The organism is uncultured Thiodictyon sp. (genome assembly GCF_903946935.1).
Lineage (GTDB): Bacteria > Pseudomonadota > Gammaproteobacteria > Chromatiales > Chromatiaceae > Thiodictyon.
Genome location: NZ_CAJAXH010000229.1, coordinates 22,175 through 38,167 on the forward strand (window position 1 = coordinate 22,175; position 15,993 = coordinate 38,167).

Below are 15,993 nucleotides of genomic sequence, written 5' to 3' on the forward strand. Positions count from 1 at the left end.
AACGCACTGAAAAACCTTGGCGAGCTTGGCGCCTTGGCGTGACAACTGCTCTTTCTAGGTTCAGCGGCCTGAGTGGCGTTGATGGGGGAGTGCCGCCACCGCGCTACCCCAGCGCCTGCGCGAAGTCGAAAGCCATGGTCTCGGCCGGCGCCTGGACGTAGGGTCCCTGGATCAGGTCGATCCCGGCGCGATACAGGGGGGCGATGGCCGTGGCTCCCGCGACCCCGTTGGCGATCGCCAGGGTCTGGTGCCGATGCACACGTCAATGACTTGCGGCCTACTACCCGACCGCATCCGCGAAGTCGAAGTCCATGGTCTGGGTCGGCGGCTGGACATAGGGTCCCTGGATCAGGTCGATCCCGGCGCCATACAGGGGGGTGATGGCCTCGGGTCCTTCGACCCCGGTGGCGATCACCAGGGCCTGGTGCCCGTGTACGCGCCCGACCAACTCCTGGAGCCCCTCGGCCGACAGCTCGCGGATCGGTTCCCGTGCCACTCGGATATAGGCGACCGGCAGCCGCTCAAGTGCCCGCTCGGTGCGTTCGCCCGCCACGCATCCATTGAGACACAATGGGATGCGCAAGTGCTCCAGTTGCTCGGCGCGGCGGGCGGCCAGGTCGAGGTGGCACTCGACGTCGGTGAGTTCCCATTGGATGGTTGGCCGGCATTGGATCAGGTCGCGGGCGCTGATGTCGTCGCGCAGCCAGCCGATCCAGGCGTCATCCGCCGCGCTGGCCATGGCTTGAGGTAGGAACAGGTTGATCGGCCGGCCCGCCGCATGGCGCTCCCGCAGCGCGTCGAGACCGGCGGTGAGCAACTCGCGGTCGATGTGCGGGGTCCGTCCGGTATGCAGGGCCACCGGCGCGAAGACGCTCGGGCCGAGCAGTTCGCCATGGGGTCCCACCAGGCGCGGGGTGGCCTCGTAGCGCTCCGCGGCCGCCGCGTGCAGCGGCATCATGGGTTGGAACAGGAGCTCGAACCGGTCGGCCGCGATGGCCTCCAGCACCGGGGCCGGCACCGCGGCCGCGGCGTCCGGCCACGCGGGCACCGGTACATAGCCGGCCGCGCGCCCCTGATGGACCTGGAGGCTGACGCAGGCGGCCTTGCGCGCCCGCGACACCAGGGTGACCGACTCCCCGCCCCCGGCCGTGAGGGTACACCAACCGGTCCCGAAGGGTGGCACCTCGGCACCGCCGGCGCCCGCCTGCAGGTCGGCGCGAAGGCGCTGTGACAGGGCTTCGGCAAGGACCCCGAAGGGGCGCGCGGCGTCGCCTCGCACGAGCATGCAGACGCCGTGCTCGCCCAGCAGTGCCGTTAACCCGTCCGCCCCCGCGTGTGTACGCACCGCCGTGGCCAGCCGGTGCAGGGCGGCGGCGGGTCCCGGCTGCTCCAGATAGAGCAGTGCCCAGTCGGCGCCCGCCGGGGAGCGGATCAGGCGGTCGAGCCGCCCGAGCAGGCGCTCGCGCTCGCGCACCTCCGGCGCGACCCCCGGGGCGGCCGCCCGGTGCATGCTGGCGCGCTGGCGCACCCGCGCCAGACGCCCGCGCACACAGGCCACCAGTCGTTCCGGTGGCACCGGCTTGGCCAGGAAGTCGTCGCCGCCGATGCGCAGTGCATCCAACTGCCGCTCCGGGTCCAATTCCACTGACAGGAAGACGATGGGCAGGTCGGCGAAGCGCTCCTGTTCCCGGATCACCTGGGTCAGCTCGGTCCCGCTGATCCCGGGCATGTGCAGGTCCATGAGCACCAGGTCGGGGGCGAAGTCGTCCATGATGGACAGGACCAGGAGCGGATCGGCCGCCCGCTGCGTGACCATCCCGGCGCGCTCCAGGACCCGCGCGGCAAACAGGGCGGACACCGGCTGGTCGTCCACCACCAGGATGCGCTCCGGGGTCCCGTCCGCCGGCCCGACCAGGGCCGCCAGGCGGGCGGCCATGACCGACGGGTCCAAGTCCGCCGCGAGCCAGGCCGCCGCCCCCGCGCGCAGCGCCGCGACCCGTTGCGGGAGATCGCCGGGCAGTCCGAGACCGACCAGGGGCAGGTGCGGCCCCGGGTGGGCGCTGCCGGTCGCGCCGAGTCCAGCCAGGGCTTCGGTATTCGGCAAGGCGCGCAGATCGATCAGCGCGAGTACGGCGTCGGGGGGCTGGACCTGGCGGTGCAGCTCAACGGCGGATTGCACGCGCTCCAGGTCGAGTCCGTAACTGGCGAGCGCGGGGGCGAGTGCGACGCTCAGGGCGGCGTCAGTACCGAGGACAAGGACCGTTCCACGCCTGGACCCCGGGGGGTTGTGTGCGTTCATCGGTTCCTCCGCGAGAAACCCCGTCCTTCAGGGCGGAGAGGGATAGCGGTCGTCGGCATCGCCGACGGTTCTTGGTCGTCCGTGTCAGGCGGGCTCAGGCTGGTCAACCCAGCTTGCCTTTCAACAAGCGCAACCCTTTAGGGCGGGGTAGTTGACGGTTGTAGCGATTCGGCAGCCCGCGCCACGGGGAGCCGTAAGGCCCTGGTGGGGCCATACAACCCGTATTCTAGCAACCGCCCGACGGCACTGGCGGGCGGATGCACTCCGGCGCTGGGCCCCGCGCTCAGGTCAGGAGGTCGCTCAACGCGTCGCCTTCCGGCAGCGGCACCGGATCGCCGCCAGGGCTGCCAACGGGGCCGAAGCGATGTCCTTGATGGAGACAATAGGCTAGCCATTTGCCGAGGAACAGGTTGACCCGCCACTTGGCCTCCAGGGCCGGTCGCTGATAGTCCGAGCGCAGCGGCAGGGCGGTCTGGCGCAGGTCGAGGACCTCCACCTGGCGGGCATCGTGATAGATTCGCAGGCGCGCATCGGGATCGGCCCGCTGTCCGGTGAGGTCGTCGCCAGCCGCTGCCAGCGGGGCCGGTCCCCGTCCGGGCGCGCGTTCCAGCCCGGGGAAAAAGTGGGTGAGTCTGATCAGGCTGGTGTAGCGCGATTGCTCCTCGATCAGGAGGAAGAGGTCGACCCGGCCCTGGCGGCGCGAGACCAGGCTTTCCCGCTGCTCCTTGAGGTGCGGCGCGAGACGGCCCAGCAGGACAAAATTCTCCTCGCACAGACGCATCAGGTCGCCCACCGTGGGACGCGCGAAGGCGAGACCCAGGAGGTCGTGGGGGCCGCGGGGGGGCTGCATGTCTAACCCGCGACGGGCCGCACGGGTCGGCGGGGCGACTGCGCGATACGCCGTCGGGCGGGGTGGGCCGGGTTCATAGCGGCAGGCACAAGGCTAAACGGTCGCCGTGTGCTCAGGCGTTGCCGGAGGCTTGCGAGGCGTCGCGCCGTTCGGCCTCTTGGCGCTTGACCTCGGCCATGTCGAGTTCCCTGGCCTTGGTGAGCAGCTCGCGGAATGCCCCCTCGGGCATCGCCCCCGGCTGGGCGTAAATAATTGTTTGGTCGCGAAAAATCATCAGGGTGGGGATGGAGCGGATGCGAAAATGGGCGGCGATCTCTTGTTCGTCCTCGGTGTTGACCTTGGCGAAGAGGATATCGTCGAAATCGGCGGAGACCTTCTCGTAGACCGGGGCAAAGGAACGGCACGGACCGCACCAGGGGGCCCAAAAGTCCACAATCACGAAATTATTCTCTTCGATCGCGGCCTCAAAGCCGCTCTGATTGAGTTCGACCACTGCCATTGGAGTCACCTAGTTAAAACGGTTTATTAGCGAATAGTAACAGAATCCCCCCGGGACCGCCGCGCCCCAGGACAATCAGGCAGGGATTCAAAGTCTTATGAAAAACCAGGTGAATAAAAAACCGGGCTTGCGCCCGGTCTGCACAGCGCTGGCGCCTGCTGGCTCAGAGCGCTTCGAGTTGGCTGACGATCTGGGCGCGAATCGCGTCTACCGCACCGATGCCATGGACCTTGATGTACTTCGGCGCCCCTTCCCCACCCTGCTTGGCCCAGGACGCGTAGTAATGGATCAGTGGCTCGGTCTGGTCGTGATAGACCTTAAGCCGCGCCTTGACGGTTTCTTCCTTGTCGTCGTCGCGCTGGACCAAGGGCTCGCCGGTCTCGTCGTCCAGACCCGCGGTCTTGGGCGGGTTGAAGATCACGTGATAGGTGCGGCCCGAGGCCGGATGGCTCCAGCGGCCGGACATGCGGCTGACGATCTCCGCGTCCGGGACGTCGATCTCCACCACCGCGTCGACGAACACGCCGGCGGCCTTCAAGGCATCGGCCTGGGGCAGGGTGCGGGGAAAGCCGTCGAAGAGGTAGCCGCCCTTGCAGTCGGCATCGGCGATGCGCGCCTTTACCATTCCAAGAATAATGTCATCGGACACCAGACCGCCCTCGTCCATGATCTTCTTGGCCGCCATGCCCAGGTCAGTGCCCTGTTTGACATGGGCGCGCAGCATGTCGCCGGTGGATATCTGGGGGATGTCGAAGTGCTCCTTGATGAAGCTGGCCTGGGTACCTTTGCCGGCCCCGGGGCCGCCGAGCAGGATCACGCGCATGGATATCGCCTCTTCGTCATGTGGACTTTGGGGTTGCGGCCGGACGGCCCGCGAGGTAGCGCGGAAGTTTGCCACAAAGGACTTGGAAAATCGCCTTCCAGGCGATTTTCCAAGTTGTCAAATATCAGAGTGCCTGGCACGGCGTTAGGCGGTACTCTACGGCGATGAGCATTCAGAAACAGCCACTAGACGAGGCCCCGCCGGACGTCGGCGCGGCCGTCAACCCTGCCGCGCTGGCGGTCTCTCCCCAGCGCATCGACAAGTCAAGAGAGATCGGGTGTGTGTTCGCGGGGCTGGTGGTGCGGGTCGCGGAGCGATCCCCGGATGACTATGCCGCGTTTCTGGAGGATCTGTGAAGATCGAGCGGGTGCTGCAGTGGCTCGACTGCGTCGGCGAGGACCTGACGCTGGTCGGCGGACAGGCGGTGGCCCTGTGGGAGCACATGCTTGGGCTGCCGGTCATCACCGAGACGGTCGATATCGATTTTCTTGGCGATGCCTCGCAGGCACTCGGGCTGGCGGATGCGCTGAATTATCGCTGCCGTATACCCCAGGCCCAGGACCCGACGCCGAACACGGCCATCCTCATTGACGGTGCCGGCGTGGTGGTCGCCGACTTTCTGGCCTATGTGGCGGGCGTTAATGAGACGGATATCCTGCGCCGCCGGGTGCCGCTGACGACCGCCAACGGGCATTCATTCTACGTCCTGCATCCCTTCGACTGTCTTGCCAGTCGGCTTTCCAATATTTCACTTATCCCGGGCAAGCGCACGCCCCGCGGCTACAACCAACTACGGGCCGCGATCCGGGTTTGTCACAGCTATCTGTTAAGTCTGATCGCCGCGGGCAAGGCGAGCGAGGCGATCAAGATGGCCAACCGGGTCTTCGATCTCGCGCTGACCGATGCGGGTAAGCGTACGTTCTTCAATCAAGCGATCGATTTGCTGGACGCCCTGCCGCCGCCCGCGGCCTTCGGTGTGGACGCCTTTGAGCACGAAAACTACCCCCGCCAGGTGCAGCGGTTGCGGTCGCAGCGTGAACAGTTTGCGCGTTTCTTGGCGCGTTATGGGGGGCCGGTTGGCGATGGGCCAACGGTGGTTGGGCCTTGATCGGTATTCCGGTTACCCCGCGAGTCATATTCGTTGCGGTCGGGTGGCCGTTCCTACCCTCGTAGGACCGGCTGCCGGCCGCGACGGGTTGCAGGAAAGCCCTGTGATCGAAACGATGGTCAAGGTCTCGCCGCGCTGCCGAAACTTGCGCAAGGCTTCCTCACTGGGGCGTGAGCACCACCGCCTTCGGCGCAAAGCGCCTCACAGGTGCGTGACACCACAGAGGGGTGTCAGGAGAAAACGCAGGGTCGACTGCCGGCGTCGGTCGGCGCGGCACTCGCCGTCGGGGCCGCCGCGCCGACCGACGGGCTCAAGGCAGACATCCATCTGCGATTTCCAATGCCCCTTCTGCAATTGATTCGGGGCACTGGTTGCCCTAGTCTAGCGTCATGCCGACCATCGCCCGATTTCCAAACTGCCGTGTCGAGGTTCGGGCGTTGGACCATCCGCCGCCCCACTTTCACGTTGTGATGTCGGATGGACGCGACAATCTGGTCGAGATCGACACCCTGGCCATGCTCGGCCCGATCCGCGCCCGCGAGATTGCCCAAGTCCTCGCCTGGGCCATCGAGCACCGGCCGGACCTGATCGCCGAATGGAGAAAATATCACCCATGAGCAGGTACTTTTTCCCTCAGCTTGAGGAGGTGCACGCCCTCGAGCCCTATCGGTTGCGCACCCGCTGGAGCACGGGGGAGACACTGGAGGTGGAAGTCGGCGACAAGCTTCGGAGCATTCCGGCCCTGGCACCCATCCTGGCGCCGGAGGTCTTTGCCACCGCCCATCTTGCCGAATGGGGGGGCAGCGTGGAATGGTTCGATACCGAGTTTGGTGCGGACAATCTGTACGCCTGGTCCAAGGAGCAGGCCGGCCTGCCCTCCCATGAGCAGTTCGATGCCTGGATGCGTCGCAACGGCCTGAGCCTGACGACCGCCGCCGAGGCGCTTGGCCTTTCGCGTCGCATGGTCAGCTACTACCGCACCGCGCAGCGACCCATCCCCAAGACCGTGTGGTTGGCATGCCTGGGGTGGGAGTATCTGCGGCTACGGACGGCGTAGCGGCAACGATGCTAGATACTGGCAGTTTGCCCCGTCGATCTGAAACCCGTCCGGCGCCGGCCAGCGCAAGCATTACAGGGAGGTTAAGGTGCATGCCACGATGCGTGAGATGGGCACGACACCGCGTCGCATCCACCCAACTCGGACCTAGCGTGGATGAGCCGCGCTTGTCCGCGCTATGTGCTCTCTTTCTCTATAAACTCGCGAATTTCCGGGTCCAGTTCATGCGCGAGGATCTCTGCTGTGGTGCATGCGTCAAGACCACCTGATTGGATAAGATGGTTAAGCGCGTTGAAACGCCATCCATCGTCGTCGTGGTGGGAAACAATTGAACGAAGAAAAGAGAAAGCCTCCGTTTGGTGGTGGCGAAGGGCGTATGCAACGAATGCGTCCCACTCATCGAACGCAACAGGTTCAAGCGCGCCAATGATGTCCTCGGGAGGCGCCTTTTTATGCAGCAGGCGAACCGCAAGGGCAAGTTCTTTTCGAAAAACCCAGTCGTGCGGGTATATCTGCCGTGCAAGTGGCAACCACTTGTATGTCAACGCTTGCTTCACAGTCATGATTCGGACTTCGGTCGCAGCGGCAGCAGCGCGTCGAACGGCAGCGGCAGTAAAGCCGACGGGCGCAACGAGGAGCCCGATGTCGGCGCCGATGTCGTCGACCATGCCAATGAAAGCCTCGGTATCCTTGACATCCACCTTCGTCTTATGCCGTTTTGCATCAGCAATAAGAAAAGGGCGGGAATCCCCAAACCGGTATGCCGCTGCGTCCAGTTGCCGCTTCACAAGGCTGAATCTCCCTAGAAACCTATGCTCATGGCTGCCTTCGGTGCCGTGCACCGATACCGCCACCCGGTGAAAATCGAGGCGAAGTTTCTCAAGTACTGCGCATTCGTAATCTGCCGGGCTGATCATTATCCCTCGAATACACGTGGCCTATTGCGGCCAAAATGTCTCGGACAAAACTTGCTCGATAGTGTATGGGCAGTCCGGCGGAAAGCTCGCCTCCGGCAGGCCGGTCTCGCCGATCGCGTTGGCGCGGGCCAGGTGGTAGACGGCATCCAAGTGACGCGGTGTCTCGGGGACCAGGCTGGGGCTGTCCGCCAGGATGCCGCGGATCGCGGCCCGGGCGTTGAGGACCGAGAGACGCCAACTGGCGCCACGCAGGCCAGGCTGGTACTGCCACTTGAGCAGGTGGGTCACCAGGACCCGCAGGTGACTACCCAAGGATCGCCGCTCACTCTTACCCAAGTCTTCAAGCTCCTCGGCCAGGTGTTGTGCATCGACTTCGGACAAGCGACCTGCCCGCAACAGGGCGGCGTTATCGAGCGCCCAGGCCACCAGGTCCACCTCGTAGTCCCGGTAGTTCGGGGCGGCGGGGCGAACGCGTTTCTGTAAATTGCTCATAAGCAGAATACGATCACTGTGTGTTCGCTGGTCAAGCGGAGCGTTCTCCGCGCTGTGGTGGAAGCGCTACGCTTATCCACCCTACGTCCGGTGAAGGGCGCTGGTCCGCACAGCGGACCCTACGGGCTGTAGGGCCCGCTGTGCGGACCAGCGCCCTGAAAGACCGCCCTCCCTGGCACTGGATGACGGCATCCTGCCGCCATGACGGCGCCGCACCTGGGTGCGGCGCCGTGGGCCTCAGCCCCCGGCCAGCAGCACGTTCATCATCAAGCTGTTGAGTCGCCCGACGAAGGCCGCCGGGTCGTCCAACTGGCCGCCCTCGGCGAGCTGCGCTTGGTCTAGCAGGATCAGCCCCAGGTCGGTGAAGCGGGTCTCGTCGGTCTCCGCCTCCAGGCGCTTGACCAGCGGGTGGTCCAGGTTGACCTCGAGCGTCGGGCGCTGCTTGGGGGCGTCCTGCCCCACGGCCTTGAGCACCCGGGCCAGGTTGGAGCTCATGTCATACTCGCCTACCACCAGACAGGCCGGGGAGTCGACCAGACGGGCGCTGGGGCGCACCTGATCCACCCGCTCGCCCAGGGCGGTCTTCAGACGCTCCAGCAGGGGGCCGTGCTCCTTGGCCGCCTCTTCGGTCTTGGCCTTTTCCTCGGCATCGGCCAGCGTGCCCAGGTCCAGATTGCCCTTGGTGACCGACTGGAGGTGCTTGCCCTTGTATTCGCTCAGATGATTGACCAGCCACTCGTCCACCCGGTCGGACAGCAGCAACACCTCGACACCCTTCTTGCGGAAGACCTCCAGGTGCGGGCTGTGGCGGGCGGCGGCCGGGCTGTCGGCGGTGATGAAATAGACCTTGTCCTGGCCCTCCTTCATCCGCTCGAGATAGCCGTCCAGCGACTCGGTCTGGGCCTCGCCCTCGCTGTTGGTGGTGGCAAAGCGCATCAGCCCGGCGAGGCGCTCACGGTTGGCGAAGTCCTCCGCTGGCCCCTCCTTGATCACCCGACCGAACTCCTTCCAGAACTCGGCATACTTCTCCGGCTCGTCCGTGGCCAGGGTCTCCAGCACGCCCAGGACCCGCTTGGTGTTGGCCTGGCGGATGGTGTCGATCTTGCGGTTGTGCTGGAGCAGTTCGCGCGAGACGTTTAGCGGCAGGTCGTCGGAGTCCACCACGCCCTTGATGAAGCGCAGGTAGTGGGGCAGCAGCTTGTCCGCCTGGTCCATGATGAAGACGCGGCGCACATACAGCTTGATGCCGTGCTTCTGATCGCGGTCCCACAGGTCCCAGGGGGCCTTCTTGGGGACGAAGAGCAGCGTGGTGTACTCGTTGGTCCCCTCCACCCGGTTGTGGGCATAGGCGAGCGGCGGCTCGTAATCGTGTGAGATGTGCTTGTAGAAGTCCTGGTACTCCTCCTCGGTCACATCGGCCTTGTTGCGCATCCACAGCGCGGTGCCGCGGTTGACCTTTTCCCACTCGGGAGCCTTGGTTTCCGGCGTCGCCTTCTCCTCGCCTTCCTCCTCGTCTTCAGGACTGTCGTGGTGCTCCTTCAGCATTTCCACCGGCAGGGTGATGTGGTCGGAGAACTTGCCGATGATGGAGCGCAGGCGCCAGGCGTCCAGAAACTCCTTCTCGTCCTCCTTCAGGTGCAGGGTGACGTCGGTGCCGCGGCCGGCCCGCTCCACCGTCTCCAGGGTGTAGGCGCCGCGACCGTCGGACTCCCAGCGCACCGCATGCTCGTCGCCCAGACCGGCGCGACGCGAGGTCAGGGTGACCTTGTCGGCGACGATGAAGGTCGAGTAGAAGCCGACGCCGAACTGGCCGATGAGCTGGCTGTCCTTGGCCTGGTCGCCGGTCATCTTCTCGAAGAAGCGGCGGGTGCCGGAACTGGCGATGCTGCCGATGGTCTCGACCACCTCTTGGCGGCTCAAGCCGATGCCGTTGTCCGACACCGTCAGGGTGCCGGCTTCGGGGTCGACCGTGACGCGGATCCGCAACTCACCGTCGCCCTCTAACAGCCCCTCGTCGCTCAGGGACTCGAACCGCAGTTTTTCCGCCGCGTCCGAGGCGTTGGAGATCAACTCGCGCAGGAAGATCTCCTTGTTTGAATAGAGTGAGCGGATCACCAGGTCCAGTACCTGGCTCACCTCCGCCTTAAACTCCAGTGTTTCCTTATGCGCTTCGACAGTCATACGCTTTCCTACCTCTTTGAGAACGATTTGGTGTTTGTTTGCCGGCGGGCCGGCCGCTGCCGAGCCCGCCTGGGACGCGGCGGCGGCTAGACGGGGGCCGCAACCGGTTATTGTCGCACGCCTGGCCCGGGCTACAATCCGGACTTCCCGGCCCATGGCGGCGGGGGCCGCGGCCGCTCGCGCGCCGAGCCCCCGGTCCGAGCCGTATCAATGTAGGTCATCGCAACGATAATCAAGGGGTTGAACATGGATCCGACAGTCATCAAAACCACGCCCTTCGCGGGGCAGCGTCCAGGCACCTCCGGGCTGCGCAAGAAGGTCCGCGTCTTCGCGCAGCCGCACTACCTGGAAAATTTCGTCCAGTCGATCTTCGACACCCAGCCGGAACTCGCCGGCGGAACCCTGGTGGTGGGCGGTGACGGCCGCTATTACAACCGCGAGGCCATCCAGATCATCCTGCGCATGGCCGCCGCCAACGGCGTGGCCCGGGTGCTGGTGGGGCAGGGCGGCATCCTCTCCACCCCGGCGGTCTCCTGCCTGATCCGCAAGTACCACACGCAAGGCGGGATCGTGTTGTCTGCCAGCCACAACCCGGGCGGCCCGGACGAGGACTTCGGCATCAAGTTCAACGGGGCCACGGGTGGGCCGGCCTCGGAGTCGGTCACTGAGGCGATGTACGAGCGTACCCAGACCATCGACCGGTACCTCACTCTGGACTGCCCGGACACCGACCTGGACCAGCTCGGCACGGTCCAGATCGGGGCCATGGAAGTCCAGGTCATCGACCCGGTGGCGGACTATGCAGCCCTGATGGAGTCGCTGTTCGATTTCGCCGCCATCAAGGCGCTCTTTAACTCCGGGGGCTTTCGGCTGGGCTTCGACGCCATGCACGCCGTCACCGGCCCCTACGCCATGGAGATCCTGGAGAACCGGCTGGGCGCCCCGCCCGGCACCGTGATGAACGGCGTGCCCTTGCCGGATTTTGGCGGCCACCACCCGGACCCCAACCTGGCCCATGCCCAGGAACTGGTGGCACTGTGCCAGGGCGCCGCGGGCCTGGACTTCGGCGCCGCCTCCGACGGTGACGGCGACCGCAACATGATCCTGGGCAAGGACTTCTTTGTCACCCCCAGCGACAGCCTGGCGGTGCTGGCGGCCAATGCCCACCTGATGCCCGGCTATAAGGACGGCATCCGCGGCATCGCCCGCTCCATGCCCACCAGCCAGGCGGCCGACCGGGTGGCCGAGGCCATGGGCATCGAGTGCTTCGAGACCCCCACCGGCTGGAAGTTCTTCGGCAACCTGCTGGACGCCGGCCGCATCACGCTGTGCGGCGAGGAGAGCTTCGGCACCGGCTCCGACCATGTGCGCGAAAAGGACGGGCTCTGGGCCGTGCTGTTCTGGCTCAACCTGCTTGCGGTGCGCAAACAGTCGGTGGCCGAGATCGTCGGCGACCACTGGCGGCAGTTCGGCCGCAACTATTACACCCGCCATGACTATGAGGCAGTCGATGCCCAGGGGGCCGCGAGCCTGGTGCACCACCTGCGCATGCTCTTCCCGGAACTACCCGGCAAGCGCCTGGGCGATTACACCGTGGCCTATGCCGACGACTTTGAATACACCGACCCGATCGACGCCAGTGTGTCCAGTCACCAGGGCCTGCGGATCGGCCTCGAGGGCGGCGCACGCATCGTGTTGCGGCTCTCCGGCACCGGGACCGAGGGGGCGACCTTACGCGTCTACATCGAGTCCTACGAGCCGGACCCCAGCAAACACCAGCAGGACACTCAGGAGGCCTTGGCACCGCTCATCGTGATCGCCCGGGAACTGGCCCAGATCGAGGCGCGTACCGGACGCACCGAGCCGACCGTCATTACCTGATGCAGTTGCGACGCCAGGGATGGCGCGCTTCGATGGCCGGTTTGGCGAAGATGGCGAGTAAGATGTAATCGCGCCTGGCGCCCTGTTTTGTCAGATATTATCTCCATTTCTTTCTGGGCGTGACATTGCGGGCGCGCCTGCCTTTCTCACCATTTTCAGGACTCATCGTTGAATCTGGCTCTTTTTCTTCCCCCCGCCTCGCAATGGCGATAAAAGCGCTCACCATGACGATCAAATACACCAGGAACGCAATCAGGTAGAAAATAGCGATGTCCGCGTACTGGGATGATGTATACTGGTTGGAAACCGCTGCGCTGAATAGGCCGGGAATAAACGATAGAACGGCGCCCGTAAGGTAAATGGCCATCAGAACGCCTGTGCGCACTTTGGTCTCTCTGGCCATGACCCACGCTGCAATAGCGACTGCCATGCCAACCATCAAGATCGGAACAGTGAAAATCGGTATCGCCATCCCCATGTCGCTGGCGCTGGCAGGATACGTCGATGTCATGCTAAAAAATGCTAGCATCCATCTGCGAAGGTGATTGGTTTTCATTGAATTCCTGCTCCAATTCCTGATGTTAAGGTTAATAGCCATAGAAGGTGTGTCTGTTAGTTGTGAGCGACAAATATAACAAGAAATGCCAATGCGAAGAGGGCAACGGAGTAGCCAAGGTAAAGCCCGAACCCAATGAGTAATGGCGTGGTCCAGTCACGTCGTGGGTAGGAAGTGCCATAGCGCTCCTTGATATATTTGGCCTGTGCCTGGGCGCTCTCTCGTTCCCACGCTCCAGCGTGGGAATGCCGGGCGGGCGCTCCGCGTCCGTTCGGCTCATGGACGCGGAGCGCCCGCGCTTGCTCCCACGCAGGAGCGCGGGAGCCAGGCTAATCATCGATTCTTGCGCTCGGTCAGCGCGATTTCATAGATGTTGGGCCAGCACTTTCCGGTTACCAGCAGGCGCTTGGTCGCCGGGTTGTAGGCGATGCCGTTGAGCACCAGCGGATAGACCAGCACCGCGGGTTCTGGATTGATGCCGGTGAGGTCGATCCAGGCGGCGATCTTGCCGGTCGCGGGGGCGATGACTGCAATAAAATTGGTTTGCCAGACATTGGCATAGAGCTTGCCGTCTGCATATTCCAATTCGTTCAGAAACCCGACCGGGCCAACCGCGTCGGTGACAAAGATGCGGCGCACCTGCTGTTCGGATTTCGGGTCGAGAAATTGGATGGCGGACGAGCCATCGCTCATGATCAGGTGCCGACCATCGGTGGTGAGCCCCCAGCCCTGGGTGACGTAGCGGAAGCCCCCATGGCGCTCCAAGGTGGCTTGATCGTAGAGGTAGCCGGTGTTCTCGAGGTAGGTCAATTGGTAGACGCGTCCGTCCAGCACGGTGACGCCTTCGCCGAAATAGCGTGAGTCCAAACTGGCCTCATGGAGTATGCGCCCGCTGGCCGGCTCCCACTGCCGCACCTTCGACTGACCATAGAGCCCAGTCCCCTCGTAGAAGGTGCCGTTCAACATGACCAGGCCCTCGGTGTAGGAGGTTCGATCGTGCGGATAGGTGTGAACGACGCGGTAGCCATACACCGGGATGGCGGTCTGGTTGAGGACCCGCTCGGGGGTCAATTCGACATGGTCGTGCTCGCCCCCGGCCTGGACGCCGGCACTCAGGAGCACGCCGCTCAACAGCAACAGCAACAGCAGCCAGCCCCAAGCGCTCGCCAGGCGGCCGTCAGATCGGGCTGCGCTGGGAAATCGCGAGTGCGTGGGCCACACCGTGGATGACACCAATGAAAGGCGGTAACGCCGGAGTGAATGGCTCATGATGACGCACCCCAGTGCAGGCTATTCGAGATATTCGACGCCAATCTTTGAGATGCCCTCTCCCAGGTCCCTGATCCAGCGGATCTCGGCCGTGAGCGGTCCCAGGCGATCGACCCGCACCATGCAGACCATCCCCTCTTTGAGCCAGTCCTGGTGCAGGGCGATCAGCCCGCAGCCGGTCAACGCCTCGTTGACGATCAAGGCGGAGAGGACGGGCGTAAAATGCCGCGTATCTTCGTACACGCTCGGGTCGAGCCAGGCCACGGCGCCTTCGTTGGGCAGAAAGCGCATGCCTTGGCGATCAGGGTATTCCACTATTACGTCCTCAGGTGATTATTGTGATGAAACCTACGCACGCGAGTACCAGCCGCCGAAGCAGCTCACTGGCCTTTGCGGAGTTCGGAAAATTCCTCGAGCGCCGTCTTGATGGGTATTGCAAAGCCAAGCCCCGAATCGACCTCCGGGTCGGCGTTCGCGCTGAGCTTGATCGTGACGATCCCGACCACCTTGCCGTCTTCCGTCACCATGGGCCCGCCACTGTTGCCGGGCTGGACCTTGGCGTTGGTTGCCAATAGGCCCTGGACATCGCCGGTGTAGTCGCCGCTGCTGATTTGGTCGAGCTTGCCGAGGGGGCTGCCGATGACATACACCTTTTCCGCATCGCGCAGACCGCGCTCGTTCAGCGGCGCAATAAAGGGGGTGTTATAACCCTTGAGTCGCAGCAGGGCTAAATCCTGCCGCTCACTGAGTCCCACCAGCTCTGCCGTTAGCTTGGTGCCGTCCTTCAACTCGATCTTAAAAGAGTTTGCACTGGCCAAGCGACTGTTGAGCCGATCAAGCTCGTGGCGGGCCTCCCCATACCGCGCGGACGCCTCCTGCTCCCACTTGGCAATGCGGTCGTACATCGCCGGGTTGCCGCGTCTGGAGTGAGTGACCAGTTGCCGTTGGACTTCGGCGAGGAGCTCCCCAGCCTTTTCCATCCGTTGGTCAACCTGCTTGCGCCAATCCTTGGGCGGGCGCACAACGTGTCGATTGGTCAAGATCAGACCGTCGCCGGTCACAAAAAAACCGGACCCGCTGCCGATCCAGGTTTCAATCTTGACCGCGGCCAGCCGGCAATGCGCAATCGGCGTGGCCGTTTGCTGCGGGTCGAGCCTGGCGGCCAGATCCCGGTCCACGACGGCGACCTCAGGCGCGTGACTTGCGGCAGCGGGCTGGGCCGCCGGCAGCGGGACGGAGCCCGGCGGCGGTCGGTCGGTAAACTGCCAACGGCCATCCGCGTCCAGGGACTTGTAGACCTCGCCGCACGCCCCTCCAACCCCGCCGAACCAGAGTGTCAGCGCGGCCAAGATGACGGCAGCCGGCCGCGAGTGTTGGCGGCTAATCGTCACGCGGGTGGAATGGGTCATCGCAACGAGTCCCCCAACAAGGCCGCGATGCCGCCGGCCAGGACCAAATAACAGGGGAGCCGAAATTGCAACTGCATTGAGATAAGCATGCAATAATGCGGCGCTAAGTTATCGGGGAAACGCTATGTCGATGGGGGCGCGGGCGGCGTTGTATTCGTTTCTGCTTGCTCGGAGCCCATTTCGAGCTCACACCGAGTGCGTGCCTTCAACAGCGCCTGACGCCGCTGCTCGGTGTTGGCGTCGGCGTCGATCGCCGCATCGAGTGCGTCCTGCACCGAGGACCGCAGCCGTTCGCGATAATCTGCGGCGGCGGACCCACCCATGCCGCCGGCGCGCAGCTTCTCGGTGGTGGCATTCGTCGCCCCGGCATAGGCGCTAAACGCCGCGGCCCATGCCACATTGGCGGGACTCGCTGCCATGAGCGCGGCACCGACAACGCCCGCCAACGCACCACTCGTTGAGATTCCAAAATCCCACGCCGTTCCCTCTCGCGCCCGTTTTCCGTAATACGCCAGCACGCTCGAGCATGCCCTCACGGTGCTCTGGATATCCCCATCCGTACCAAGATGGTCTGGCGTGTATCGCCAGGCAACGTCTTGGATTTCCGGCTTTTGCGGGAGTGGCTTGCAGCCTGTCATCGTTACGCAAAGGA

The 15,993-nt window shown here is 64.4% G+C and carries 18 protein-coding genes; 5 read left to right on the top strand and 13 right to left on the bottom strand.

What is annotated here, in order from left to right; genetic code table 11:
- Positions 1-103: 103 nt before the first annotated feature.
- From QZX93_RS20190 to adk, 5 genes are all read right to left on the bottom strand, one after another.
- On the bottom strand, positions 104-259 hold the full coding sequence (locus QZX93_RS20190) for a hypothetical protein (RefSeq protein WP_295384582.1): 156 nt from the start codon (positions 257-259) through the stop codon (positions 104-106).
- A 21-nt stretch (positions 260-280) separates the two neighbouring features.
- Positions 281-2,299, bottom strand: a complete 2,019-nt coding sequence (locus QZX93_RS20195; protein WP_295384584.1) for a response regulator — start codon at positions 2,297-2,299, stop codon at positions 281-283.
- Positions 2,300-2,582: 283 nt separating this feature from the next.
- Complete coding sequence (locus QZX93_RS20200; RefSeq protein WP_295384586.1) at positions 2,583-3,149, bottom strand: DUF1249 domain-containing protein; 567 nt, start codon at positions 3,147-3,149, stop codon at positions 2,583-2,585.
- A 112-nt stretch (positions 3,150-3,261) separates the two neighbouring features.
- Positions 3,262-3,648, bottom strand: a complete 387-nt coding sequence (trxA, locus tag QZX93_RS20205; RefSeq protein ID WP_295384588.1) for a thioredoxin — start codon at positions 3,646-3,648, stop codon at positions 3,262-3,264.
- Positions 3,649-3,811: 163 nt separating this feature from the next.
- Entirely contained in the window at positions 3,812-4,471 is a 660-nt protein-coding gene (gene adk, locus QZX93_RS20210; RefSeq protein ID WP_295384590.1) for an adenylate kinase, read from the bottom strand.
- A gap of 164 nt (positions 4,472-4,635) precedes the next feature.
- Here adk and QZX93_RS20215 point away from each other — a divergent pair, with 164 nt between their 5' ends.
- The 4 genes from QZX93_RS20215 (at position 4,636) to QZX93_RS20230 (ending at position 6,636) form a co-directional block, all read left to right on the top strand.
- Positions 4,636-4,827, top strand: a complete 192-nt coding sequence (locus tag QZX93_RS20215; RefSeq protein ID WP_295384592.1) for a hypothetical protein — start codon at positions 4,636-4,638, stop codon at positions 4,825-4,827.
- Entirely contained in the window at positions 4,824-5,579 is a 756-nt protein-coding gene (locus QZX93_RS20220; protein WP_295384594.1) for a hypothetical protein, read from the top strand. The genes QZX93_RS20215 and QZX93_RS20220 overlap by 4 nt, the downstream gene beginning before the upstream one ends.
- A 389-nt stretch (positions 5,580-5,968) precedes the next feature.
- Complete coding sequence (locus QZX93_RS20225; RefSeq protein WP_295384596.1) at positions 5,969-6,196, top strand: DUF4160 domain-containing protein; 228 nt, start codon at positions 5,969-5,971, stop codon at positions 6,194-6,196.
- Complete coding sequence (locus tag QZX93_RS20230; RefSeq protein WP_295384598.1) at positions 6,193-6,636, top strand: DUF2442 domain-containing protein; 444 nt, start codon at positions 6,193-6,195, stop codon at positions 6,634-6,636. Before QZX93_RS20225 ends, QZX93_RS20230 begins: the two co-directional genes overlap by 4 nt.
- Before the next feature lie 176 nt (positions 6,637-6,812).
- On the opposite strand, the gene QZX93_RS20235 is transcribed toward QZX93_RS20230, so the two are convergent.
- From QZX93_RS20235 to htpG, 3 genes are all read right to left on the bottom strand, one after another.
- The gene (locus QZX93_RS20235) at positions 6,813-7,553 is read right to left on the bottom strand and encodes a restriction endonuclease (RefSeq protein ID WP_295384600.1); all 741 of its coding nucleotides are present in this window, start codon (positions 7,551-7,553) and stop codon (positions 6,813-6,815) included.
- Between the two features lie 21 nt (positions 7,554-7,574).
- Complete coding sequence (locus QZX93_RS20240; protein ID WP_295384602.1) at positions 7,575-8,045, bottom strand: DUF29 domain-containing protein; 471 nt, start codon at positions 8,043-8,045, stop codon at positions 7,575-7,577.
- 237 nt (positions 8,046-8,282) lie between these two features.
- Positions 8,283-10,226 carry a molecular chaperone HtpG gene (gene htpG, locus QZX93_RS20245; protein ID WP_295384604.1) on the bottom strand — a complete coding sequence of 648 codons (1,944 nt, stop codon included), beginning with the start codon at positions 10,224-10,226 and terminating at the stop codon, positions 8,283-8,285.
- 246 nt (positions 10,227-10,472) lie between these two features.
- Between htpG and QZX93_RS20250 the strand changes: the two genes are divergently transcribed.
- Complete coding sequence (locus QZX93_RS20250; RefSeq protein ID WP_295384606.1) at positions 10,473-12,107, top strand: alpha-D-glucose phosphate-specific phosphoglucomutase; 1,635 nt, start codon at positions 10,473-10,475, stop codon at positions 12,105-12,107.
- A gap of 97 nt (positions 12,108-12,204) precedes the next feature.
- Here the strand turns inward: QZX93_RS20250 and QZX93_RS20255 are convergent, their stop codons facing one another.
- The 5 genes from QZX93_RS20255 to QZX93_RS20275 all read right to left on the bottom strand — a co-directional run bounded on the left by QZX93_RS20255 (position 12,205) and on the right by QZX93_RS20275 (position 15,760).
- Positions 12,205-12,663 (bottom strand): hypothetical protein, encoded by a 459-nt coding sequence (locus QZX93_RS20255; protein ID WP_295384608.1) that lies wholly within the window; start codon positions 12,661-12,663, stop codon positions 12,205-12,207.
- 333 nt (positions 12,664-12,996) lie between these two features.
- Positions 12,997-13,932, bottom strand: a complete 936-nt coding sequence (locus tag QZX93_RS20260) for a glutaminyl-peptide cyclotransferase (protein WP_295384610.1) — start codon at positions 13,930-13,932, stop codon at positions 12,997-12,999.
- Positions 13,933-13,953: 21 nt separating this feature from the next.
- Positions 13,954-14,247 (bottom strand): hypothetical protein, encoded by a 294-nt coding sequence (locus QZX93_RS20265; RefSeq protein ID WP_295384612.1) that lies wholly within the window; start codon positions 14,245-14,247, stop codon positions 13,954-13,956.
- A 65-nt stretch (positions 14,248-14,312) separates the two neighbouring features.
- The gene (locus QZX93_RS20270; RefSeq protein WP_295384617.1) at positions 14,313-15,341 is read right to left on the bottom strand and encodes a trypsin-like peptidase domain-containing protein; all 1,029 of its coding nucleotides are present in this window, start codon (positions 15,339-15,341) and stop codon (positions 14,313-14,315) included.
- Between the two features lie 122 nt (positions 15,342-15,463).
- Entirely contained in the window at positions 15,464-15,760 is a 297-nt protein-coding gene (locus tag QZX93_RS20275) for a hypothetical protein (RefSeq protein ID WP_295384620.1), read from the bottom strand.
- Between the last annotated feature and the right edge of the window lie 233 nt (positions 15,761-15,993).

What these genes read in the sequence shown, in the direction of transcription:
- QZX93_RS20195 (WP_295384584.1), bottom strand. Translation starts at nt 2,299, where the DNA reads ATGAACGCACACAACCCCCCGGGGTCCAGGCGTGGAACGGTCCTTGTC.
- QZX93_RS20200 (WP_295384586.1), bottom strand. Translation starts at nt 3,149, where the DNA reads ATGCAGCCCCCCCGCGGCCCCCACGACCTCCTGGGTCTCGCCTTCGCG.
- trxA (WP_295384588.1), bottom strand. Translation starts at nt 3,648, where the DNA reads ATGGCAGTGGTCGAACTCAATCAGAGCGGCTTTGAGGCCGCGATCGAA.
- adk (WP_295384590.1), bottom strand. Translation starts at nt 4,471, where the DNA reads ATGCGCGTGATCCTGCTCGGCGGCCCCGGGGCCGGCAAAGGTACCCAG.
- QZX93_RS20215 (WP_295384592.1), top strand. Translation starts at nt 4,636, where the DNA reads ATGAGCATTCAGAAACAGCCACTAGACGAGGCCCCGCCGGACGTCGGC.
- QZX93_RS20225 (WP_295384596.1), top strand. Translation starts at nt 5,969, where the DNA reads ATGCCGACCATCGCCCGATTTCCAAACTGCCGTGTCGAGGTTCGGGCG.
- QZX93_RS20230 (WP_295384598.1), top strand. Translation starts at nt 6,193, where the DNA reads ATGAGCAGGTACTTTTTCCCTCAGCTTGAGGAGGTGCACGCCCTCGAG.
- QZX93_RS20235 (WP_295384600.1), bottom strand. Translation starts at nt 7,553, where the DNA reads ATGATCAGCCCGGCAGATTACGAATGCGCAGTACTTGAGAAACTTCGC.
- QZX93_RS20240 (WP_295384602.1), bottom strand. Translation starts at nt 8,045, where the DNA reads ATGAGCAATTTACAGAAACGCGTTCGCCCCGCCGCCCCGAACTACCGG.
- htpG (WP_295384604.1), bottom strand. Translation starts at nt 10,226, where the DNA reads ATGACTGTCGAAGCGCATAAGGAAACACTGGAGTTTAAGGCGGAGGTG.
- QZX93_RS20250 (WP_295384606.1), top strand. Translation starts at nt 10,473, where the DNA reads ATGGATCCGACAGTCATCAAAACCACGCCCTTCGCGGGGCAGCGTCCA.
- QZX93_RS20255 (WP_295384608.1), bottom strand. Translation starts at nt 12,663, where the DNA reads ATGAAAACCAATCACCTTCGCAGATGGATGCTAGCATTTTTTAGCATG.
- QZX93_RS20260 (WP_295384610.1), bottom strand. Translation starts at nt 13,932, where the DNA reads ATGAGCCATTCACTCCGGCGTTACCGCCTTTCATTGGTGTCATCCACG.
- QZX93_RS20270 (WP_295384617.1), bottom strand. Translation starts at nt 15,341, where the DNA reads ATGACCCATTCCACCCGCGTGACGATTAGCCGCCAACACTCGCGGCCG.
- QZX93_RS20275 (WP_295384620.1), bottom strand. Translation starts at nt 15,760, where the DNA reads ATGGCAGCGAGTCCCGCCAATGTGGCATGGGCCGCGGCGTTTAGCGCC.